Origin of the sequence: Pseudomonas sp. ADAK13 (genome assembly GCF_012935715.1) — a bacterium.
GTDB lineage: Bacteria > Pseudomonadota > Gammaproteobacteria > Pseudomonadales > Pseudomonadaceae > Aquipseudomonas.
Genome location: NZ_CP052860.1, coordinates 4,031,032 through 4,052,637 on the forward strand (window position 1 = coordinate 4,031,032; position 21,606 = coordinate 4,052,637).

The window sequence follows — 21,606 nt, forward strand, 5'->3', positions numbered from 1 at the left end:
TGAGGCCGGCAGTATAACGACCGTCTTGCGCCGCAAAAATGAAAACACCGCCTTTGTAGGCGGTGTTTTGTGTCGCGCGTGTCAGTTACGAGGCAATCAATTGCCGCAACACGTAGTGCAGGATCCCGCCGGCCTTGAAGTACTCGACTTCATTCAGGGTGTCGATGCGGCACAGCACCTCGACTTTCTCGCTGCTGCCATCTTCCCGGGTGATCACCAGTGTCAGGTTCATGCGCGGTTCGATCTCGGCATGGGTCAGCCCCAGGATGTCGATTTTCTCCTTGCCGGTCAGCTTGAGGGCCTTGCGGTTCTGGTCCAGCTTGAACTGCAGTGGCAACACGCCCATGCCCACCAGGTTGGAGCGGTGAATCCGCTCGAAGCTCTCGGCGATCACCGCCTTGACGCCCAGCAGGTTGGTGCCCTTGGCGGCCCAGTCGCGGCTTGAGCCGGTGCCGTATTCCTGGCCGGCGATCACCACCAGCGGGGTGCCCGACGCCTGGTACTTCATGGCGGCGTCGTAGATCGGCATTTTCTCGCCGGTAGGGATGTAGATCGTGTTGCCACCTTCTTCCCCGCCGAGCATTTCGTTGCGGATGCGGATGTTGGCGAAGGTGCCGCGCATCATCACTTCATGGTTACCGCGACGTGAGCCGTAGGAGTTGAAGTCCCGCGGTTCGACCCCTTGCTCGCGCAGGTATTTGCCGGCCGGGCTGTCGGTCTTGATGTTACCGGCGGGGGAGATGTGGTCGGTGGTCACCGAGTCTCCCAGCAGTGCCAGCACGTTGGCGCCCTTGACGTCCTCGATCACCGGCAGTGGCCCGCCAATGTCATCGAAGAACGGTGGGTGCTGGATGTAGGTGGAATCCTTTTGCCAGACGTAGGTAGCGGCCTGTGGCACTTCAATGGCTTGCCACTGTTCGTCGCCGGCAAACACCTCGGCGTATTCCTTGTGGAACATCTGGGTGCTGACTTGCGCGACGGCGTCGGCAATTTCCTTGCTGCTGGGCCAGATGTCCCGCAGGTACACCGGTTTTCCGTCGGAGCCGGTGCCCAAAGGTTCGCTGCTGATGTCCATGCGCACGGTGCCAGCCAGGGCGTAGGCCACGACGAGGGGCGGGGAGGCCAGCCAGTTGGTTTTCACCAGTGGGTGCACCCGGCCTTCGAAGTTACGGTTGCCCGAGAGTACCGAGGCCACGGCCAGGTCGGCTTTCTGGATGGCTTTCTCGATCGGCTCGGGCAGCGGCCCGGAGTTGCCGATGCAGGTGGTGCAGCCATAACCCACCAGGTCGAAGCCCAGCTTGTCGAGGTACTGGGTCAAGCCCGCCGCTTTATAGTAATCGGTGACCACTTTCGAGCCGGGCGCCAGGGAGGTTTTCACCCATGGCTTGCTCTTCAGTCCTTTCTCCACGGCCTTTTTCGCCACCAGGCCGGCGGCCATCATCACGCTCGGGTTGGAGGTGTTGGTGCAGGAGGTGATCGCCGCGATCACCACCGCGCCGTTTTTCAGGCGATAGGTCTGGCCTTCGAAGTCGTAATCGGCTTCACCGATCAGGTCGGCATTGCCGACGGCCACACCACCACCGCCTTCACTTTCCAGGCGGCCTTCTTCTTTGTTGGTCGGTTTGAATTGCAGGTCGAGGAAGTCGCTGAAGGCCTGCCCGACGTTCGGCAGAGAGACGCGGTCCTGCGGGCGTTTAGGCCCGGCCAGGCTGGCTTCGACGCTGCCCATGTCCAGGGCCAGGCTGTCGGTGAAGATCGGTTCCTGGCCAGCGTTGCGCCACAGGCCCTGGGCTTTGGTGTACGCCTCTACCAGTTTGACGGTTTCTGCAGGACGGCCCGACAGGCGCAGGTAGTCCAGGGTCACCTCATCGACCGGGAAGAAGCCGCAGGTGGCGCCGTATTCCGGGGCCATGTTGGCGATAGTGGCACGGTCGGCCAGGGGCAGGTCAGCCAGGCCATCGCCATAGAATTCGACGAATTTGCCGACCACGCCTTTTTTACGCAGCATCTGGGTGACGGTCAGCACCAGGTCGGTGGCGGTGATGCCTTCTTTCAGCTTGCCGGTGAGCTTGAAGCCGATCACTTCCGGGATCAGCATCGATACCGGCTGGCCGAGCATCGCGGCTTCCGCTTCAATCCCGCCCACGCCCCAGCCCAATACGCCGAGGCCGTTGATCATGGTGGTGTGGGAGTCGGTGCCTACCAGGGTGTCGGGGAAGGCGTAGGTGCGGCCGTCTTCATCCTTGGTCCACACGGTGCGGCCGAGGTATTCCAGGTTGACCTGGTGGCAGATGCCGGTGCCTGGCGGTACCACGCTGAAGTTGTCGAAGGCGCTCTGGCCCCAGCGCAGGAAGGCGTAGCGTTCGCCGTTGCGCTGCATTTCGATGTCGACGTTTTCCTGGAAGGCGCCGGTGGTGGCGAACTTGTCGACCATCACTGAGTGGTCGATCACCAGGTCTACCGGTGACAGCGGGTTGATGCGCTGTGGGTCACCGCCGGCCTTGGCCACCGCGGCGCGCATGGCGGCGAGGTCGACCACGGCGGGAACGCCGGTAAAGTCTTGCATCAGCACCCGGGCCGGGCGGTATTGGATCTCGCGGTCGGAGCGGCGCTCCTTGAGCCAGGCGGCAATGGCCTTGAGGTCGGCGCCGGTGACGGTTTTTTCGTCTTCCCAGCGCAGCAGGTTTTCCAGCAGCACCTTGAGGGACATTGGCAGCTTGTCCAGATCACCCAGGCTCTTGGCGGCTTCGGGCAAGCTGAAGTAGTGATAGGTCTTGTCGTCGATCTGTAGGGTTTTAAGGGTTCTCAGGCTATCAAGGGATGACATTACATGACTCCTTATGGTCCGCACGGCTACGGACCTGACGGGACGAACAGAGCTTACAAATTAGCCCTGTTTTAAGTAGCTGGCTAATTACTGGACTCTATCAATAAGTCCAAGGTTCCGAACTCGGCTATCATGCGCGCGTTTTCATGACAGGCATTGCGCTATAGCAAGCCCGTGATCCAGGAGAGTTGATGAACACCCTTTTTATGCACTGCCGCCCGGGTTTTGAAGGCGAAGTCTGTTCCGAGATCGCGGAACACGCCGCGCGCCTGAACGTTGCGGGCTACGCCAAGGCCAAGACCGGCAGCGCCTGCGCCGAATTTGTGTGCACCGAAGAAGACGGCGCCCAGCGCCTGATGCGCGGCCAACGCTTTGCCGAGCTGATCTTTCCAAGGCAGTGGGCGCGTGGGGTGTTCATCGATTTGCCGGAAACCGACCGCATCAGCGTCATCCTGGCGCACCTGCGGGATTTCCCGGTGTGTGGCAGCCTGTGGCTGGAAATGGTCGACACCAACGATGGCAAGGAACTGTCGAACTTCTGCAAGAAATTCGAAGGGCACCTGCGCAAGGCGCTGATGGCTGCCGGCAAGCTGGTGGAAGACGCCGCCAAGCCGCGCCTGTTGCTGACCTTCAAGAGCGGTCGCGAAGTGTTCATGGGCCTGGCCGAGTCGAACAACTCGGCGATGTGGCCGATGGGCATTCCCCGCCTGAAATTCCCCCGGGACGCGCCAAGCCGCTCGACCTTGAAGCTGGAAGAGGCCTGGCACCACTTTATCCCCCGTGATCAGTGGGACGAGCGCCTGCACAGCGACATGACCGGCGTCGACCTCGGTGCAGCGCCGGGCGGCTGGACCTGGCAACTGGTCAACCGCGGCATGCTGGTGACCGCCATCGACAACGGCCCGATGGCCGAGAGCCTGATGGACACCGGCCTGGTGCAGCACTTGATGGCCGATGGCTTCGTCTACACGCCCAGGCAGCCGGTGGACTGGATGGTCTGCGACATCGTCGAGAAACCGGCGCGCAACGCGGCCTTGCTGGAAACCTGGATTGGCGAGGGACATTGCCGCGAGGCGGTGGTCAACCTGAAGTTGCCAATGAAGCAGCGCTATGCGGAAGTCAGGCGCTTGCTCGACCGGATCGCGGAAGGCTTCAAGGAGCGGGGCATTCGGGTGGAGATCGGTTGCAAGCAGCTGTACCACGACCGTGAAGAAGTGACTTGCCATTTGCGTCGGCTGGATGTGAAGAAGCCAAAGGCCCGGTAAACCGCCTCCTGTAGGAGCGAGCTCGCTCGCGAAAACCTTGAGGGCGCCGCTGACTACCTGGCGCCCCGCGTTACCGTTAAAATGCCGGCCTGTTTAGGAGTAAACCATGAGCCTGACCCCTGATTTACCCGTCGATGCCGTTCTCGACGCCACCGGCCTCAACTGCCCGGAACCAGTGATGATGCTGCACCAGCACATCCGCGACCTGGCGCCCGGTGGGTTGCTCAAGGTGATCGCGACCGATCCGTCGACCCGCCGCGATATCCCCAAGTTCTGCGTGTTTCTTGACCACGAACTGGTGGACCAGCAGGAACAGGCCGGCACTTACCTGTACTGGATCCGCAAGAAGTCCGCTTAAACCCGGCGAATCCGCTTGCGTGCACTGCGCACCAGGCGGATCACCAGCATCGCCGCCGCACAGCTCAGGCCCACGATCAGGCCCTGCCACAAGCCACTCGGGCCGCCGGCCTGGCCTAGCCAGTCGGTCAGCCCCAGCGCGTAGCCCACCGGCAAGCCCACGCCCCAATACGCAAACAGCGTCAGCACCATGGTCACCCGCGTGTCCTGATAACCGCGCAGCGCACCGGCGGCCGTGACCTGGATCGCGTCCGAGAACTGAAACAGCGCCGCAAACACAATCAGCATCGCCGCCACCTGGATCACCAGCGGGTCCTGGGTGTAAATGGTGGCGATCTGTTCGCGAAACAGCAGCATCAGGCTGCAGGACAGGCAGGCGTAAACCAGCGCCGTGCCCATCCCCACACCGGCGGCGAAGCGCGCTTCACGGGGTTCGCCACGGCCCAGGGCCTGGCCCACGCGTACGGTGACCGCCATGCTCAGGGAGTAGGGGATCATGAACACCAGCGAGCTGAAGTTCAGCGCGATCTGGTGCCCGGCCACCACCGTGGCGCCGAGGCTGCCGATCAGCAGCGCGATCACCGCGAAGATGCTCGACTCGGCAAACACCGCAATTCCGATCGGCAAGCCAATGCTCAATACGCGCTTGATCACCGACCACTGCGGCCAGTCAAAGCGCTTGAACAGCTCACTGCTCTGATAGACCGGCGCCCAACGGGTCCAGGCGGCGAGGCCGAACATCATCACCCACATCACGATCGCCGTGGCCCAGCCACAACCGATGCCGCCCATGGCCGGCACGCCGAAGTGGCCGTAGATAAACACATAGTTCAGCGGAATATTCAGCGCCAGCCCGCACAGGCCCATGACCATGCTCGGCCGGGTGCGGCCCAGGCCGTCGCTGAAGCAGCGCAGCACGTAATACAGCGCAATCGCCGGCATGCCCGAGGCGATGCCGTGCAGGTAGCCCATGCACGGCTTGATCAGCTCGGGATCGACCTTCATCAGGTGCAGGATCGGTTCGGCGCTGATCAGCAACAGCAGCGCGGTAATCCCCACCACCAGTGCCAGCCACATCGACTGGCGCACCAGCGGGCCGATTTCACCGTGAGTGCCGGCGCCAAAACGCTGGGCGACCTTCGGCGTGGTGGCCAGCAGGGTGCCGGTCATCAGCAGGTATATCGGGATCCAGATGGAGTTGCCCAGGGCGACCGCCGCCAGGTCCCGGGCGCTGACACGCCCGGCCATCACCGCATCGACAAAACCCATGGCGGTGGTCGCCAGTTGCCCGATCATGATTGGCAGGGCCAGGGCCAGCAGATTACGCACCTCAAGGCTGACGCGGGCTGGGCGGGAGAGGGCGGTGGTGGTTGCGGCAGTGTTCACGTACGGATGTCCAGAGAGGCGGAGCGCAGGACGGCGCATTCTACGCCCTGACGTGTTGGTCAGGAAAAAACCTGTGTTGTGGATTTGTAAGCACAGCCCAGAGCAAATATTGCTGTTTGTGGCGAGGGAGCTTGCTGTGGCGAGGGAGCTTGCTCCCGCTGGGCTGCGCAGCAGCCCCAGGACCGGCAACCGACGTGTACCTGAAAAAACATGTTGCTTCATTTGGGAGCGCTCCGCACTCCAGCGGGAGCAAGCTCCCTCGCCACAAGGAAAACCGCTGTACACTGCTGATCCGCGAAAGGAGCCTGCCATGCTGATTGTTGCCGACGAAAATATCCCGCTGCTCGATGCATTCTTCGAAGGAATTGGCGAGATTCGCCGGGTCCCGGGGCGGTCCATCGACCGCGCAACCCTTGAGCAGGCCGATGTGCTGCTGGTGCGCTCGGTGACCAACGTCAACCGGGCGTTGCTCGAAGGCACGCCGGTGCGGTTTGTCGGTACCTGCACCATCGGCACCGACCACCTCGACCTCGAGTACTTCCAGCGTGCCGGCATCCAGTGGTCCAGTGCCCCGGGTTGCAACGCCCGTGGCGTGGTCGACTATGTGCTGGGCAGCCTGCTGACCCTGGCCGAGATCGAAGGCGCCGACCTGGCCCAGCGTACCTACGGCGTGGTGGGTGCCGGTGAGGTCGGCGGGCGCCTGGTCAAGGTGCTCAAGGCTTTGGGCTGGAACGTGTTGGTGTGCGACCCGCCCCGGCAGATCGCCGAGGACGGTGATTACGTCAGCCTGGAACAGATTGTCGAGCAGTGCGATGTGATCAGCCTGCACACGCCGCTGAACAAATCCGGCAACGGTTCGACCTGGCACCTGTTTGACCGCGAGCGTCTCAATCAGCTCAAGCCCGGCGCCTGGCTGATCAACGCCAGCCGCGGCCCGGTGGTGGACAATGCAGCCCTCAAGGACGTGCTGTTGGAGCGCGAAGACCTGCAGGCGGTGCTGGATGTGTGGGAAGGCGAGCCCCAGGTGGATGTCGACCTGGCCGACTTGTGTGTGCTGGCCACCCCGCACATCGCCGGCTACAGCCTGGACGGCCGGCAGCGCGGCACGGCGCAGATCTACCAGGCGCTTTGCCGGTATCTGGGCCAGGAGCCAACCATTCAACTCAGCGACTTGCTGCCGGAACCCTGGCTGGCTGAGGTCAGCCTTAACGCCAATACCGACCCGGCCTGGGCGCTGGCGGCCCTGTGCCGTGGCGTGTACGACCCGCGCCGTGATGACGCGGACTTCCGCCGCAGCCTGGTAGGCACCGTGGACGAACAGCGCAAGGCGTTTGACCAACTGCGCAAGCACTACCCGCCGCGGCGTGAGATTGATGGCCTGAAGGTACGGGTCAGCGGCGAGTCTGCCGCCCTGTCGAATATCGTGTCGGCGTTGGGCGCACAGGCAATCTGAAGGCATAAAAAACCCGGCCCTCAGGGCCGGGTTTAAAAGAGCGTGGGCGAATCAGCCTCGCTTGGCAGGCTTGACCAATTTCTGCTCCAGTTCTGCGCAAGCGCTCTGGATCATCTCTTCAGTGATTTGCACTTCGCGGCCTTGAGCGTCGATGTACGAGCAAGGCAACTGCTGCGGCTGGCGGATCACTTCAATCTTGGCGTTGCTGCTGTTTTGCAAGGACATGGCCCGTCTCCTCATCAGGTTGTGTACCTACTTTAAAACCCCCGCGTGACCGCGTTGTTACAACTCCTTACACGGTCAGCGGATCGAATGCCCAGTCCAGCAGAAACCGCTACGAATTTCCAGCCAGGCCTTAGACCGATAGCCTCTAGGGGCTATGTTCGGTAAGCATAATTAACCTGACTCATTGTGATTCGCCCAAGTTCCCCCCATGTAGCTATGCAGGTTCCCGTCTCCAACCCTCAGGTGAAACCCTCCATGCTCTCAGCCCGTCAACGCCGCGCGATTCGCCTGGCCAGTCGCTTTGTCGCACCCTACCGCTGGCAGGCCCTGGGGGCCTTGTTGGCGTTGATCGTCACCGCCGGCATCACCTTGTCCATGGGGCAGGGCATCCGCCTGCTGGTGGACCAGGGCTTCATGACCCAGTCACCGCACCTGCTCAACCAGTCCATCGGCCTGTTCATGATCCTGGTGATTGGCCTGGCCGTGGGCACCTTTGCGCGGTTTTACCTCGTGTCGTGGATCGGCGAGCGGGTGGTAGCAGATATCCGGCGGCAAGTATTCAACCACTTGATCTACCTGCACCCGGGTTTCTATGAAAACAACCGCAGTTCGGAAATCCAGTCGCGCCTGACCACTGACACCACCTTGCTCCAGTCGGTGATCGGCTCCTCGCTGTCGCTGTTCCTGCGCAACGCCTTGATGGTGATTGGCGGGATCGTGCTGTTGTTTGTCACCAATCCCAAGCTCACCAGCATCGTGGTGATCGCGCTGCCGTTGGTGCTGGCGCCGATTCTGATCTTCGGTCGCCGGGTGCGCAGCCTGTCGCGCCTGAGCCAGGACCGTATCGCCGACGTCGGCAGCTACGTGTCCGAGACCCTCGGCCAGATCAAGACCGTGCAGGCCTACAACCACCAGGTGCAGGACGAGCAGCGTTTTGCGCTGACGGTGGAAGAGGCTTTCACCACTGCCCGCAAACGTATCCTGCAGCGCTCGTGGCTGATTACCCTGGTGATCATGCTGGTGCTGGGCGCCGTGGGTGTGATGCTCTGGGTGGGCGGCATGGACGTGATTGGCGGGCGGATTTCCGGTGGTGAACTGGCGGCGTTCGTGTTCTACAGCCTGATCGTCGGCAGTGCTGTTGGTACCTTGAGTGAAGTGTTGGGCGAGCTGCAGCGCGCGGCCGGTGCGGCCGAGCGAATTGGCGAGCTGTTGCAATCGAGCAATGAGATCAAGGCACCCGAGGCCGGCGTGATCAAGCTGCCGGAGCGCGTCAGCGGCCGCCTGGACATCCAGGACCTGCGCTTCTCCTATCCTTCGCGCCCGGATCGTTTTGCCATCGACGGCTTGAGCCTGAACATCAATGCCGGCGAAACCCTGGCCCTGGTCGGCCCCTCCGGTGCGGGCAAATCAACCCTCTTCGACCTGTTGCTGCGTTTCTATGACCCACAGCAAGGCCGCATCCTGCTGGAAGGGCAACCGCTGACCGAGCTTGATCCGCTGGACCTGCGCCGCTGTTTCGCTCTGGTGTCCCAGAGCCCGGCGCTGTTTTTCGGCACCGTTGAAGAAAACATCCGCTACGGCAACCCGGCGGCCACCTCCGCCCAGGTCGAAGAGGCGGCGCGCATCGCTCACGCCCACGATTTCATCCTGCAAATGCCCGACGGCTACCAGACTCACCTGGGCGACGGTGGCCTGGGGCTCTCCGGCGGCCAGCGCCAACGCCTGGCCATCGCCCGGGCGTTGCTGGTGGATGCGCCGATCCTGTTGCTGGACGAAGCCACCAGCGCCCTGGATGCCCAGAGCGAACACTTGATCCAGCAAGCGCTGCCGCAGTTGATGGAAGGGCGCACCACGCTGGTGATTGCCCATCGGTTGGCCACGGTGAAGAACGCTGACCGGATTGCCGTGATGGACCAGGGGCAGCTGGTGGCGGTGGGTACGCATCAGCAACTGATCGCGAGTAATCCGCTGTATGCGCGGTTGGCTGCGTTGCAGTTCAGCGATGGCGAGTCCAGCGTCCACTAAATACCCGCCCATAAAAAAGCCCGCATATGCGGGCATTTTTATGGGGTGCGTTACTTACTGATCATCAAAATACCGCTCATGCCAATCCACCAGCGGCTGTGGTGCATTGAGCTTTTGCCCGTAGATCACCGAATACGACAGCACGTTCTGCACATACTGGCGGGTTTCGTCGAACGGAATGCTCTCCACCCACACGTCGAAACTCAGGTGGTCGGCACCGCGCAGCCATTGGCGTACACGGCCGGGGCCGGCGTTGTAGGCGGCGGTGGCGAGCACACGGTTACCGTTGAACTGAGCGTGGACCTGGCTCAGGTAGGCCGCACCGAGCTGGATGTTCTTGTCCGGGTCGAGCACCTGCTGTTGCGAGGCCAGAGGAATGCTGAACTTGCGCGCAGTCTCCTTGGCGGTGCCGGGCATCAGTTGCATCAGGCCGGTGGCGCCAACGCCGGAGCGGGCGTCGTCCATGAAGGCGCTTTCCTGGCGGGTGATCGCAAACACCCAGCTCGAATGCACGCCGCGGATCTTGGCTTCACGCACCAGGGTGTCGCGGTGGGCCATCGGGAAGCGGATGTCCAGGTCGTCCCAGTACTGCGCCTGGCTGATGGTGCGGATCGCCGGGAAGTACCACTTCATGTCATAGGCCAGCTTGGCCTGGGCGACCATTTCGTCACGGTTGAAGTGCCGGCTGACGTGGTACCACTCGCGACGGCCATCGACGATCTGGCCACGGGCGTAGAACTCCAGGGCGCGACGTACGCCCGGTGTATTACGCACCTTGTTCATCAACGCCTGGCTCATCATCAGCGGCTTGTTGTTCAACTGGTACGGCGACTGGGAACGATCCGCCGCCAGGAAGCCGTAGAAGTCACGCTCCTTGGCCAGGCCCTTGTACAGCACCAGGGCTTGCGGGTTCTTCGGCTCTGCCAGTTCCAGGCTGCGGGCCTGCCAGTAGCGCCAGCGGTTGGTGGTGGCGAGGTCCTGAGGCAGTTTACGGGTCAACTGGTAGGCGTCTTCCCAGCGGGCCAGGCGCAGCAGCAGGCGCAGGCGCCATTCGGAAACGGTGTTGTCCCGCAGTTCCGGATCGTATTTGGTCATCACGTCGAGGGCGCGCGGGTCATAGCGGCGTGCCAGGGTCAGGCCGATTTCCCGGGCGATCGACACTTTTTCGTCACGAGAGAAGTGCATGCTGCTGGCGTAACCGTCGAGCAGGGCCATGGCCTTGTCCGGGTCCTGGCGTGCCAGGCGGCGAAGCCCCAGGCCGACGGCGTCGGACATGGCTTCGTTGGCCGGCAGGAAGCGCGACGGGTCGCTGAGCATGTCGGGCTTCTGCGCCACGTCCACCATCAGGCGGCCTTGGACGCTGAGGGTCGGCAAGGTTTTTACCAGGCTGTTGGCCAGCGGGTAATTGCGGGCTTCGGCGGCGAGTTTGGCGCGGTCCCAGATTTTCTGTTCGGTCAGTTGGCCGTCAGCGGCCCACTGGCCGAACGTTGCATCACAGGCGGCAGGCTGGGACTTCCCGGTCAGCCACAGCTTCTCGGTGGTTTTGTAGCCTTCGGCTTTTTGGTTATGGGTCAGCTGGAATTGGCCATGGAGGCAGTCCAGTTCGACGAAATTGAGTTTTGGGTCGTAGTACTTTTCAAAGGTTTGCCAGTCGCCACGGTCGGCCAGCCAGCGCAACCAACGCAGTTTCATCCAGTTGGCCTGTGGCAGGTCGCCGTTCTTGGCGAGGAATTGTTCGATTTCCTCATTGCTGGCGGTTTTCAGGCGTGCGGTCAGTTCGTCGTAGGCCAGGTATGGCGTCAACGGGTAGTCGGCCAGGGCCTGGCTGTATTGGAAATACGGGCCGCTGTCGCCTTTGGCGAGGGCTCGTTTGGCTTCATCGTAATATTGACGTTGGGTGGTGAGGTCCACGGCCTGGGCGGATTGAACGGCGGTGGCAGAAAGAAGCAGACAAGATAAAAAGCTGAAAAGGCGACTGCGCATGAGACGTCCGTGCAGAGGAATCTGGACTAGTGCCGACGTCGCCGACACTGATTGCCCCTAGCTTAGCCTTTTGGTCGCGACCGGTGAAAGCTTTGCCGGTCGCTTCGTTCAAGTTCATCTCAAATGTCCAACAGAACATGTCAGCGGCGAAAATGCCGGCCGCCTCGCGCCCTAAGTCAGGTAGAATGCGCGCCCAGTTTTTGGAGAAGCGTATGACCCTGCTCAAATTCAGCGATGTGTCCCTTGCTTTCGGCGCTATGCCGTTGTTGGACAAGGTGTCCTGGCAGATCGCCCGTGGTGAGCGGGTGTGCATCATCGGCCGCAATGGCACCGGCAAGTCCAGCATGATGAAGCTGGTAAAAGGCGACCAGAAGCCCGATGACGGCTCTGTCTGGCGCGCCCCGGGCCTCAAGATTGGCGAATTGCCGCAAGAATTGCCGGTGGCCGACGGACGGACAGTGTTCGACGTGGTTGCCGAAGGCCTCGACGGCGTGGGCGCACTGCTCGCCGAATACCATCACCTGGCGCAGAACTGCGTCACCGAAGCCGACCTGGACAAGCTGATGCACGTCCAGCAAGACCTCGAAGCCCGTGATGGCTGGCGCTTGCAGCAACTGGTCGACAGCACCCTGAGCCGCCTGCAACTGCCGGCCGACAAGACCCTCGCCGAATTGTCCGGCGGCTGGCGTCGCCGTGTCCTGCTGGCCCAGGCCCTGGTGTCTGAGCCGGACCTGCTGCTGCTCGACGAGCCGACCAACCACCTGGACATCGGCGCCATCGCCTGGCTGGAAGAAGCCCTCAAGGATTTCCAGGGCGCCGTGCTGTTCATCACGCACGACCGTTCCTTCCTGCAGAACCTGGCAACCCGCATCCTCGAACTGGACCGTGGTGGCCTGATCGACTGGAACGGCGACTACGCCAGCTTCCTGGTGCACAAGGAAGCTGCACTGTCCGCCGAAGAAACCGCCAACGCATTGTTTGACAAGAAGCTGGCCCAGGAAGAAGTCTGGATCCGCCAGGGCATCAAGGCCCGCCGCACCCGTAACGAAGGTCGCGTACGTGCCCTGAAAGCCCTGCGCGTTGAGCGCAGCGAGCGTCGCGAACGCACCGGCAAGGCCAATATCCAGTTGGATACCGCCGACAAGTCGGGCAAGCAGGTGATGGTGCTGGAGAACGTCAGCTTCCATCACCCGGACGGCCCGTTCCTGATCAAGGACTTCTCGATGGTCCTGCAGCGCGGCGACCGTATCGGCCTGCTGGGCGCCAACGGCACCGGCAAGACCACCTTGCTCAAGCTGATGCTCAACGGCCTGCAACCCACCAGCGGTAAAGTGGAAGAGGGCACGCGCATCGACGTGGCTTACTTCGACCAGTTGCGTCACCAGTTGGACCTGGAAAAAACCGTGATCGACAACGTCGCCGAAGGTCGCGACTTTATCGACATCGACGGCCAGAGCCGCCACGTACTGAGCTACCTGGGCGACTTCCTGTTCAGCCCGCAACGTGCGCGTACGCCGGTCAAGGCGTTGTCCGGTGGTGAGCGTGCGCGCCTGCTGCTGGCCAAGCTGTTCAGCAAACCGGCTAACCTGCTGGTGCTCGACGAACCGACCAACGACCTCGACGTTGAAACGCTGGAGCTGCTGGAAGAGGTCTTGCTGACCTTCAACGGCACCGTACTGATGGTCAGCCACGACCGGGCATTCCTCGACAACGTGGTCACCAGCACTCTGGTCTTCGAAGGCGAAGGCAAGGTTCGCGAATACGTCGGTGGTTACCAGGACTGGCTGCGTCAGGGCGGCTCGCCGCGCCTGCTGGGCGTGACCGAGAGCAAATCCGGCAAGGCTGACCTGACTTCGGCCGTGGTTGCCCCGGTGGCTGCCGCTCCGGCGCCAGCCCAGGAAGCGCCTGCTGCGAAGAAGAAACTCAGCTACAAGCTGCAGCGTGAGCTGGAAGCACTGCCGGGTGATATCGACGCCAAGGAACAGCAGATCGCGGCCGTTGAAGCTGAAATGGCTGACGCGGGTTTCTACCTGCGTCCGGCTGCAGAAACCGCCAAGGTGATTGCCTCCCTTGAGCAGTTGAACAGTGAGCTGGAAGCACTGGTTGAGCGCTGGGCCGAGCTGGATGCCTGAGTGACACCGCAGCAATAAAAAAGCCCGGCCTCACGGATGTGAGCGCCGGGCTTTTCATATCGGTTTACTTCGGTTCTTTGACCAGTTTCACTGCCAGCACATCGCAAGGAGCGCCGTGCAGCACGTCATTGGCGGTGGAGCCCAGCAGCAGCGCCAGGCCGTGGCGGCCATGGCTGCCGACCACGATCAGGTCGCAACCTTGCTCCTTGGCCAGGTGGTGGATTTCCTGGCGCGGCTGGCCGTAGGTCAGGTGGCTCTGGTCTTTTTTCAGGGCGGGGTACTTGTTGATCAGTCGCTCAAGGCGTTCCTTGGCCTGGTCGAACTGCTGCTGTTGCAGTTGGGACAGGTCCATCGGCACGTCGCCACCAAAGGCCATGGCCATCGGTTCGACGATATGCACCAGGGACAGTTTGACTGAGTCGCCTGCAAGGCCTACGGCCCGCTTGATCACGGGGTCGCATTCTTCGGTCAGGTCCACGGCGACCAGAATATGTTCGTAGGGCATGAGGAGTTCCTCCAAAGGAAAGCGATAAGTTCAGTATGGCTGGTTTCAAGCGGATGGGGTTGCGTCAGGTCAAATCCGCTCATCAAGAAATTCGGGAGTACACATATGACGGTCTGGATAGTGGTGTCAATCCTTGCGCTGGTTTTAAGCCCTCTGGCGTGGTTGCGTCCTTCGCGCCATTCGAGCGGGCGTATGGCCCTGCGCATGGAGGCGCGGCGCATTGGTTTGGCCATGCAACTGACGCCTCAGGAGTGGCCGCACTGGCTCAAGCACGAGCCGCCGAGCCCGTGTGCGCAATACCACCGGCCACGGCGCGGCACCAAACGGGTCACCTGGAGTTATTGGCAGTTGGAACCGGGCGTTTGGGTCAATCAGTGGCAGGAAATCTGCGTCGATGAAAAGTTGTTGCCACATTTTGCGACGCTGCCGGCGAACGTCTACAAAGTCGAAGCCGACAAGCAAATGATCACCCTGTACTGGGGCGAAAAGGGCGAGTTGAGCGTGTTGCAGGACATTGATGCGGTGCTCAAGGCGCTGGCCTGAGTTTACTGCGGGCATTAAAAAGCCCGAAAGCATCATCGGGCTGGAGTTGGCCAGGCAGGCCGGTAATTCGTTAAACGTGCCGCTAGCCTAGCCGCAAATTCGGTTCTGTACAGCCCTTTAAATCAAATTTCTTATTATTGATTTCGCGAATGATTAAACATTGGCGGGGCGATGCCGGCTGCCCCGGGTTCTGAAATGACTGAAAAGTCGCGTTTTTGCGGCCCTTTCGAGCGATTGACAATTCTTCGGATTTGGCTGAAGGTGACGTACCCAAATCAAACGGGCGTATGAATTGAGCGTTTGTCTTTCAGACCGTTCGTACAGAATCCCGACTATCGCGTTGGCGGGTGTGCCTGGCAAATTGGCGTTAGCATCGACGGTAACGTCAGTGCCTACGCTGAATCCTGCGTCCGACGTGTACTGTTCAGCTTCCATATCGTGGAGATCAGTTGATGATTTACGAAGGTAAAGCCATCACGGTTAAGGCTCTTGAAAGTGGCATCGTCGAATTGAAATTCGACCTCAAGGGTGAGTCCGTCAACAAGTTCAACCGTCTAACCCTGAATGAATTGCGTCAGGCCGTAGACACCATCAAAGCAGATGCTTCGGTCAAGGGCGTGATCGTCTCCAGCGGCAAGGACGTGTTCATCGTCGGCGCTGACATCACCGAATTCGTCGACAACTTCAAGCTGCCCGATGCCGAGCTTGTGGCTGGCAACCTCGAAGCCAACAAGATTTTCAGCGATTTCGAAGACCTCAATGTGCCGACCGTTGCCGCGATCAATGGCATCGCCCTGGGCGGCGGTCTGGAAATGTGCCTGGCTGCCGACTTCCGCGTGATGTCGGCCACCGCCAAAATCGGCCTGCCGGAAGTCAAGCTGGGCATCTACCCGGGCTTCGGCGGTACCGTGCGCCTGCCGCGCATCATCGGTGCCGACAACGCCATCGAGTGGATTGCCGCCGGCAAGGAAAACCGTGCTGAAGACGCGCTGAAAGTCGGCGCCGTGGATGCCGTGGTTGCTCCCGACAAGCTGGCAGAAGCCGCACTGAACCTGATCAAAGGCGCCATCAGCGGCGAATTTGACTACAAGGCCAAGCGTCAGCCAAAGCTCGAAAAACTCAAGCTCAACGCCATCGAACAAATGATGTCGTTCGAAACCGCCAAAGGTTTCGTGGCAGGCCAGGCTGGCCCGAACTACCCGGCGCCGGTTGAAGCGATCAAGACCATTCAGAAGGCCGCGAACTTCGGTCGCGACAAAGCCCTGGAAATCGAAGCTGCCGGCTTCGTCAAACTGGCCAAGACCTCTGCTGCGCAGAGCTTGATCGGTCTGTTCCTGAACGATCAGGAACTGAAGAAAAAGGCCAAGGCCTACGACGAAATCGCCCGCGACGTGAAACAGGCTGCCGTACTCGGCGCCGGTATCATGGGCGGCGGTATCGCCTATCAGTCGGCGTCCAAAGGCACGCCGATCCTGATGAAGGACATCAACGAACACGGCATCGAGCAGGGTCTGGCAGAAGCCGCAAAACTGCTGGTGGGCCGCGTTGATAAAGGCCGCATGACCGCAGCGAAAATGGCTGAAGTGCTTAACGGCATTCGTCCTACGCTGTCCTACGGTGATTTCGGCCACGTCGACCTGGTGGTCGAAGCGGTTGTCGAGAACCCGAAGGTCAAGCAGGCGGTACTGGCTGAAGTTGAAGCCCAGGTTAAAGAAGACACCATCCTGGCATCCAACACATCGACCATTTCCATCACCTTGCTGGCCAAGGCCCTCAAGCGTCCGGAAAACTTCGTCGGCATGCACTTCTTCAACCCGGTGCACATGATGCCGCTGGTGGAAGTGATCCGTGGCGAGAAGTCCAGCGAGCTGGCGGTTGCTACCACCGTTGCCTACGCCAAGAAAATGGGCAAGAACCCGATCGTCGTTAACGACTGCCCGGGCTTCCTGGTCAACCGCGTGCTGTTCCCGTACTTCGGCGGTTTCGCCAAGCTGGTCAGCGCCGGTGTGGACTTCGTGCGCATCGACAAGGTCATGGAAAAATTCGGCTGGCCAATGGGCCCGGCATACCTGATGGACGTGGTCGGCATCGACACTGGCCACCACGGTCGTGACGTAATGGCTGAAGGCTTCCCGGACCGTATGAAAGACGACCGCCGTTCGGCGATCGACGCTCTCTACGAAGCCAAGCGCCTGGGCCAGAAGAACGGCAAGGGCTTCTACGCCTACGAGGCCGACAAGAAGGGCAAGCAGAAGAAAGTGGCCGACCCGTCGGTTCACGAAGTACTCGCGCCGGTCATCTACGAACAGCGTGAGGTGTCCGACGAGGACATCGTCAACTGGATGATGATCGCCCTGTGCCTGGAAACCGTGCGCTGCCTGGAAGACGGCATCGTTGAAACCGCCGCCGAGGCCGACATGGGCCTGGTGTACGGTATTGGTTTCCCTCCATTCCGTGGTGGTGCGCTGCGTTACATCGATTCCATCGGTGTGGCCGAGTTCGTTGCCCTGGCTGATCAATACGCTGATCTGGGCCCGCTGTACCACCCGACTGCGAAGCTGCGCGAGATGGCCAAGAACGGCCAGAGCTTCTTCGGTTAAGTGCCCAGACGACTAGAGCGAGAATATTTATGAGCTTGAATCCAAGAGACGTCGTGATTGTCGACTTCGGTCGTACTCCGATGGGCCGCTCCAAGGGCGGCATGCACCGCAACACCCGCGCTGAAGACATGTCGGCGCACCTGATCAGCAAATTGCTGGAACGCAACGTCAAGGTCGACCCTAACGAAGTCGAAGACGTGATCTGGGGCTGCGTCAACCAGACCCTGGAGCAGGGCTGGAACATCGCCCGCATGGCTTCCCTGATGACGCAGATCCCTCACACCGCTGCCGGCCAGACCGTCAGCCGCCTGTGTGGCTCGTCCATGAGCGCGCTGCACACCGCTGCTCAAGCGATCATGACCGGTAACGGTGATGTGTTCGTGGTCGGCGGCGTGGAGCACATGGGCCACGTCAGCATGATGCACGGTGTCGACCCGAACCCGCACATGTCCCTGTACGCGGCGAAAGCCTCGGGCATGATGGGCCTGACCGCAGAAATGCTCGGCAAAATGCACGGCATTACCCGCGAAGCCCAGGATGCATTCGGCCTGCGCTCCCACCAGCTCGCCCACAAGGCGACCCTGGAAGGCAAGTTCAAGGATGAAATCATCCCGATGAACGGCTACGACGAGAACGGTTTCCTGAAACTGTTCGACTACGACGAAACCATTCGTCCGGACACCACCCTGGAAAGCCTGGCGGCCTTGAAGCCTGCCTTCAATCCAAAGGGCGGCACCGTGACAGCCGGTACGTCGTCGCAGATCACCGACGGTGCTTCGTGCATGATCGTGATGTCGGCCCAGCGTGCCCAGGACCTGGGCATCCAGCCGATGGCCGTGATCCGTTCGATGGCAGTCGCAGGTGTGGACCCGGCAATCATGGGCTATGGTCCAGTACCGGCCACACAAAAAGCATTGAAGCGCGCAGGCCTGACCATCTCCGACATCGACTTCTTCGAGCTCAACGAAGCTTTCGCCGCACAGGCCCTGCCAGTGCTGAAAGATTTGAAAGTGCTCGACAAGATGAACGAGAAGGTTAACCTGCACGGCGGCGCGATTGCCTTGGGTCACCCGTTTGGGTGCTCCGGTGCGCGTATCTCCGGCACGTTGCTTAACGTGATGAAGCAAAATGGCGGCAACCTTGGGGTTGCAACCATGTGCATTGGTCTCGGCCAAGGCATCTCCACCGTCTTCGAACGTATCTAAACGTTTCGTTGACGGAAGCCGGGGCCCAGTGCCCCGGTTTTTGTTTTTTGGAATTTTTTATATTTTTTTTTAACAAATTTTGTAAGAGGGCCAGAGCATGAAAGTCGAACCAGGGCTCTACCAGCATTATAAAGGTCCCCAGTACCGCGTTTTTAATGTGGCGCGGCATTCCGAGACCGAAGAGGAAGTGGTGTTTTACCAAGCACTGTATGGCGATTACGGCTTTTGGGTGCGTCCCTTGAGCATGTTCCTGGAGACCGTCGAAGTTGACGGCGAACAGGTCCCGCGCTTTGCTTTGATCCAGGTCGAACCCAGCCTTTTTTCCGCGCAATAAAGGCAGGCCGCGCAGAATGCTGCGCTTGACCTCACCTTGTTGCCACTATATATAGCGTTGCCGCGTCAGGCGCCAACCGCCTTTCACTTCTCGAATTCAGGAATTTTCCGATCCATGGGCAAATCGCTGGTCATTGTGGAATCCCCGGCTAAGGCCAAGACCATCAACAAGTACTTGGGTAACGAGTACGTGGTGAAGTCGAGTATCGGCCATATCCGAGACCTGCCCACCAGCGGTTCGGCTAGCGCCAGCAAGGAGCCTGCCGCCAAGCGCGGCAAGGCGGCTGCGGGCGAAGGTCCGGTGCTCACGCCTAAAGAGAAAGCGCGCAAGCAGCTGGTCTCGCGCATGGGTGTCGATCCCGATCACGGCTGGAAAGCCAAGTACGAGATCCTCCCGGGCAAAGAAAAGGTCATCGAAGAGCTGCGCCGGCTCGCCAAAGATGCTGACACCATCTATCTCGCAACCGACTTGGACCGCGAAGGGGAGGCTATTGCCTGGCACCTGCGGGAAGCCATCGGTGGTGACGACAGCCGCTACAAGCGCGTGGTGTTCAACGAAATTACCAAGAAGGCGATCCAGGAAGCCTTCTCCAAGCCGGGCGAACTGGACATTGACCGCGTCAATGCCCAACAGGCCCGTCGCTTCCTCGACCGCGTGGTCGGTTATATGGTCTCGCCGCTGCTGTGGGCAAAGATCGCCCGTGGCCTGTCCGCCGGCCGTGTGCAATCGGTTGCGGTGAAACTGGTAGTGGAGCGTGAGCGCGAGATTCGTGCGTTCAACCCCGAAGAATACTGGGAAGTGCACGCTGACCTGGGTACTGCCAAGGGCAACAACGTGCGCTTCGAAGTGGCCCGCGAGAAAGGCGAGGCCTTCAAGCCGCTCAACGAAGCCCAGGCCATGGCCGCGCTGGAGAAGCTCAAGGCTTCCAGCTACAGCATCGTCAAGCGTGAAGACAAGCCCACCAGCAGCAAGCCGTCGGCGCCGTTCATCACTTCCACCCTGCAGCAGGCCGCGAGTAACCGCCTGGGCTTCGGCGTGAAGAAGACCATGATGATGGCCCAGCGTCTGTATGAAGCGGGCTACATCACGTATATGCGTACCGACTCCACCAACCTGTCGCAAGACGCGGTGGCGATGGCGCGCACTTATATTGAAAGCGAGTTCGGCAAGAAGTACCTGCCGGAGAAGCCGAACGTCTACAGCAGCAAGGAAGGCGCACAAGAGGCTCACGAAGCGATTCGTCCGTCTGATGCCAACACCGAGCCAAGCAAGCTGAGCGGCATGGAGCGCGACGCTGAGCGCCTCTACGAGCTGATCTGGCGCCAGTTCCTGGCTTGCCAGATGCTGCCGGCCCAATACCTGTCCACCACCGTCAGCGTGGGGGCTGGTGACTTCGAGTTGCGCGCCAAGGGCCGTATCCTCAAGTTCGACGGTTACACCCGCGTGATGCCGCAAATTGCCAAGCCAGGCGACGATGATGTACTGCCGGACATGGCCCAGGGCGACGTGTTGAAGCTGATCAAGCTCGACCCGTCCCAGCACTTCACAAAGCCGCCGGCGCGTTATTCGGAAGCCAGCCTGGTCAAGGAAATGGAAAAACGCGGTATCGGTCGTCCTTCGACCTACGCGGCGATCATCTCCACCATCCAGGACCGCGGCTACGTAGCGCTGCACAACCGTCGTTTCTACTCGGAAAAGATGGGCGACATCGTGACCGAGCGCCTGTCCGAGAGCTTCTCCAACCTGATGGACTACGGCTTCACCGCCGGCATGGAAGAGAACCTCGATGACGTGGCCCAGGGCGAGCGCGACTGGAAAAACGTGCTCGACGAGTTCTACGGCGACTTCAAGAAGAAACTTGAAGTAGCTGAAAGCGCCGAGAACGGCATGCGTGCCAACCAGCCAGTGATGACGGACATTCCGTGCCTCACTTGCGGCCGCCCGATGCAGATCCGTACGGCGTCCACCGGCGTGTTCCTGGGTTGCTCGGGTTACAGCCTGCCGCCGAAAGAGCGCTGCAAGGCTACCGTCAACCTGGTGCCCGGCGATGAAATCGCTGCCGATGACGAGGGTGAATCCGAGTCGCTGGTATTGCGTGGCAAGCACCGTTGCCCGATCTGCAGCACGGCGATGGATGCCTACCTGCTCGACGAGAAGCACAAGTTGCACATCTGCGGCAACAACCCGGATTGCAACGGCTACGAGATCGAAGAGGGCACTTACCGCATCAAGGGCTACGAAGGTCCGAGCCTGGAGTGCGACAAGTGTGGCAGCGAGATGCAGCTCAAGACCGGCCGTTTCGGCAAGTTCTTCGGTTGCACCAACCCGACCTGCAAGAACACCCGCAAACTGCTGAAAAGCGGTGACGCGGCGCCGCCGAAGATGGACCCGGTGAAGATGCCTGAACTCAAATGCGAGAAGGTCAACGACACCTACATCCTGCGTGATGGCGCTTCGGGGCTGTTCCTGGCTGCCAGCCAGTTCCCGAAAAACCGCGAGACCCGTGCCCCGCTGGTGCTCGAGATTGTGCCCCACAAGGACGAGATCGATCCGAAGTACCACTTCCTCTGCGAAGCGCCGAAGAAGGACCCGGACGGTCGCCCGGCCGTGATCCGCTACAGCCGCAAGACCAAGGAGCAGTACGTTCAGACCGAGGTTGAAGGCAAGCCTACCGGCTGGAAAGCGTTCTATGACGGTGGCAAGTGGAAGGTCGAGGACAAGCGCCAGGGCGCTTGATTCGATCAGCCGCATCAACAAAGGCCGCCT

The 21,606-nt window shown here is 60.9% G+C and carries 15 protein-coding genes; 10 read left to right on the forward strand and 5 right to left on the reverse strand.

The window, feature by feature from the left end:
* Positions 1 to 85: 85 nt before the first annotated feature.
* Positions 86 to 2,827 carry an aconitate hydratase AcnA gene (gene acnA, locus HKK54_RS18625; RefSeq protein ID WP_010176371.1) on the reverse strand — a complete coding sequence of 914 codons (2,742 nt, stop codon included), beginning with the start codon at positions 2,825 to 2,827 and terminating at the stop codon, positions 86 to 88.
* 191 nt (positions 2,828 to 3,018) lie between these two features.
* Here acnA and rlmM point away from each other — a divergent pair, with 191 nt between their 5' ends.
* Both rlmM and tusA read left to right on the forward strand, forming a co-directional pair.
* Positions 3,019 to 4,092 (forward strand): 23S rRNA (cytidine(2498)-2'-O)-methyltransferase RlmM, encoded by a 1,074-nt coding sequence (gene rlmM / locus HKK54_RS18630; RefSeq protein WP_169387429.1) that lies wholly within the window; start codon positions 3,019 to 3,021, stop codon positions 4,090 to 4,092.
* A 106-nt stretch (positions 4,093 to 4,198) separates the two neighbouring features.
* Positions 4,199 to 4,450 carry a sulfurtransferase TusA gene (tusA, locus tag HKK54_RS18635; protein ID WP_003218998.1) on the forward strand — a complete coding sequence of 84 codons (252 nt, stop codon included), beginning with the start codon at positions 4,199 to 4,201 and terminating at the stop codon, positions 4,448 to 4,450.
* On the opposite strand, the gene HKK54_RS18640 is transcribed toward tusA, so the two are convergent.
* On the reverse strand, positions 4,447 to 5,835 hold the full coding sequence (locus tag HKK54_RS18640) for an MATE family efflux transporter (protein ID WP_169387430.1): 1,389 nt from the start codon (positions 5,833 to 5,835) through the stop codon (positions 4,447 to 4,449). The two genes, tusA and HKK54_RS18640, sit on opposite strands and share 4 nt — an antisense overlap.
* Before the next feature lie 310 nt (positions 5,836 to 6,145).
* Between HKK54_RS18640 and pdxB the strand changes: the two genes are divergently transcribed.
* Positions 6,146 to 7,288 carry a 4-phosphoerythronate dehydrogenase PdxB gene (gene pdxB, locus HKK54_RS18645; RefSeq protein ID WP_010176368.1) on the forward strand — a complete coding sequence of 381 codons (1,143 nt, stop codon included), beginning with the start codon at positions 6,146 to 6,148 and terminating at the stop codon, positions 7,286 to 7,288.
* A 51-nt stretch (positions 7,289 to 7,339) separates the two neighbouring features.
* Here the strand turns inward: pdxB and HKK54_RS18650 are convergent, their stop codons facing one another.
* Positions 7,340 to 7,513, reverse strand: coding sequence for a PA1571 family protein (locus tag HKK54_RS18650; protein ID WP_010176367.1), 174 nt, complete (start codon positions 7,511 to 7,513; stop codon positions 7,340 to 7,342).
* Between the two features lie 216 nt (positions 7,514 to 7,729).
* On the opposite strand from HKK54_RS18650, the gene HKK54_RS18655 reads away from it, so the two are divergent.
* On the forward strand, positions 7,730 to 9,538 hold the full coding sequence (locus HKK54_RS18655; RefSeq protein WP_169387431.1) for an ABC transporter transmembrane domain-containing protein: 1,809 nt from the start codon (positions 7,730 to 7,732) through the stop codon (positions 9,536 to 9,538).
* Positions 9,539 to 9,592: 54 nt separating this feature from the next.
* Here HKK54_RS18655 and HKK54_RS18660 read toward each other — a convergent pair whose 3' ends face one another.
* Positions 9,593 to 11,521 carry a transglycosylase SLT domain-containing protein gene (locus HKK54_RS18660; protein WP_169387432.1) on the reverse strand — a complete coding sequence of 643 codons (1,929 nt, stop codon included), beginning with the start codon at positions 11,519 to 11,521 and terminating at the stop codon, positions 9,593 to 9,595.
* A 212-nt stretch (positions 11,522 to 11,733) separates the two neighbouring features.
* Here HKK54_RS18660 and HKK54_RS18665 point away from each other — a divergent pair, with 212 nt between their 5' ends.
* Entirely contained in the window at positions 11,734 to 13,653 is a 1,920-nt protein-coding gene (locus HKK54_RS18665; protein WP_169387433.1) for an ATP-binding cassette domain-containing protein, read from the forward strand.
* Between the two features lie 64 nt (positions 13,654 to 13,717).
* On the opposite strand, the gene HKK54_RS18670 is transcribed toward HKK54_RS18665, so the two are convergent.
* Positions 13,718 to 14,158 carry a universal stress protein gene (locus HKK54_RS18670; protein WP_010176363.1) on the reverse strand — a complete coding sequence of 147 codons (441 nt, stop codon included), beginning with the start codon at positions 14,156 to 14,158 and terminating at the stop codon, positions 13,718 to 13,720.
* 105 nt (positions 14,159 to 14,263) lie between these two features.
* Between HKK54_RS18670 and HKK54_RS18675 the strand changes: the two genes are divergently transcribed.
* From HKK54_RS18675 to topA, 5 genes are all read left to right on the forward strand, one after another.
* A complete protein-coding gene (locus HKK54_RS18675) occupies positions 14,264 to 14,701 on the forward strand; it encodes a hypothetical protein (RefSeq protein WP_169387434.1) in 438 nt (145 codons plus the stop codon).
* Between the two features lie 452 nt (positions 14,702 to 15,153).
* On the forward strand, positions 15,154 to 17,301 hold the full coding sequence (gene fadB / locus HKK54_RS18680; protein ID WP_010176361.1) for a fatty acid oxidation complex subunit alpha FadB: 2,148 nt from the start codon (positions 15,154 to 15,156) through the stop codon (positions 17,299 to 17,301).
* Positions 17,302 to 17,330: 29 nt separating this feature from the next.
* A complete protein-coding gene (gene fadA, locus HKK54_RS18685; protein WP_010176360.1) occupies positions 17,331 to 18,506 on the forward strand; it encodes an acetyl-CoA C-acyltransferase FadA in 1,176 nt (391 codons plus the stop codon).
* A gap of 97 nt (positions 18,507 to 18,603) precedes the next feature.
* The gene (locus HKK54_RS18690) at positions 18,604 to 18,840 is read left to right on the forward strand and encodes a DUF1653 domain-containing protein (protein ID WP_010176359.1); all 237 of its coding nucleotides are present in this window, start codon (positions 18,604 to 18,606) and stop codon (positions 18,838 to 18,840) included.
* A gap of 114 nt (positions 18,841 to 18,954) precedes the next feature.
* The gene (gene topA, locus HKK54_RS18695; protein WP_010176358.1) at positions 18,955 to 21,576 is read left to right on the forward strand and encodes a type I DNA topoisomerase; all 2,622 of its coding nucleotides are present in this window, start codon (positions 18,955 to 18,957) and stop codon (positions 21,574 to 21,576) included.
* The last annotated feature ends 30 nt before the right edge of the window (positions 21,577 to 21,606 follow it).

What these genes read in the sequence shown, in the direction of transcription:
- fadA (WP_010176360.1), top strand. Translation starts at nt 17,331, where the DNA reads ATGAGCTTGAATCCAAGAGACGTCGTGATTGTCGACTTCGGTCGTACT.
- HKK54_RS18675 (WP_169387434.1), top strand. Translation starts at nt 14,264, where the DNA reads ATGACGGTCTGGATAGTGGTGTCAATCCTTGCGCTGGTTTTAAGCCCT.
- HKK54_RS18670 (WP_010176363.1), bottom strand. Translation starts at nt 14,158, where the DNA reads ATGCCCTACGAACATATTCTGGTCGCCGTGGACCTGACCGAAGAATGC.
- HKK54_RS18650 (WP_010176367.1), bottom strand. Translation starts at nt 7,513, where the DNA reads ATGTCCTTGCAAAACAGCAGCAACGCCAAGATTGAAGTGATCCGCCAG.
- rlmM (WP_169387429.1), top strand. Translation starts at nt 3,019, where the DNA reads ATGAACACCCTTTTTATGCACTGCCGCCCGGGTTTTGAAGGCGAAGTC.
- topA (WP_010176358.1), top strand. Translation starts at nt 18,955, where the DNA reads ATGGGCAAATCGCTGGTCATTGTGGAATCCCCGGCTAAGGCCAAGACC.
- fadB (WP_010176361.1), top strand. Translation starts at nt 15,154, where the DNA reads ATGATTTACGAAGGTAAAGCCATCACGGTTAAGGCTCTTGAAAGTGGC.
- HKK54_RS18660 (WP_169387432.1), bottom strand. Translation starts at nt 11,521, where the DNA reads ATGCGCAGTCGCCTTTTCAGCTTTTTATCTTGTCTGCTTCTTTCTGCC.
- tusA (WP_003218998.1), top strand. Translation starts at nt 4,199, where the DNA reads ATGAGCCTGACCCCTGATTTACCCGTCGATGCCGTTCTCGACGCCACC.
- HKK54_RS18655 (WP_169387431.1), top strand. Translation starts at nt 7,730, where the DNA reads ATGCAGGTTCCCGTCTCCAACCCTCAGGTGAAACCCTCCATGCTCTCA.
- HKK54_RS18690 (WP_010176359.1), top strand. Translation starts at nt 18,604, where the DNA reads ATGAAAGTCGAACCAGGGCTCTACCAGCATTATAAAGGTCCCCAGTAC.
- acnA (WP_010176371.1), bottom strand. Translation starts at nt 2,827, where the DNA reads ATGTCATCCCTTGATAGCCTGAGAACCCTTAAAACCCTACAGATCGAC.
- HKK54_RS18665 (WP_169387433.1), top strand. Translation starts at nt 11,734, where the DNA reads ATGACCCTGCTCAAATTCAGCGATGTGTCCCTTGCTTTCGGCGCTATG.
- pdxB (WP_010176368.1), top strand. Translation starts at nt 6,146, where the DNA reads ATGCTGATTGTTGCCGACGAAAATATCCCGCTGCTCGATGCATTCTTC.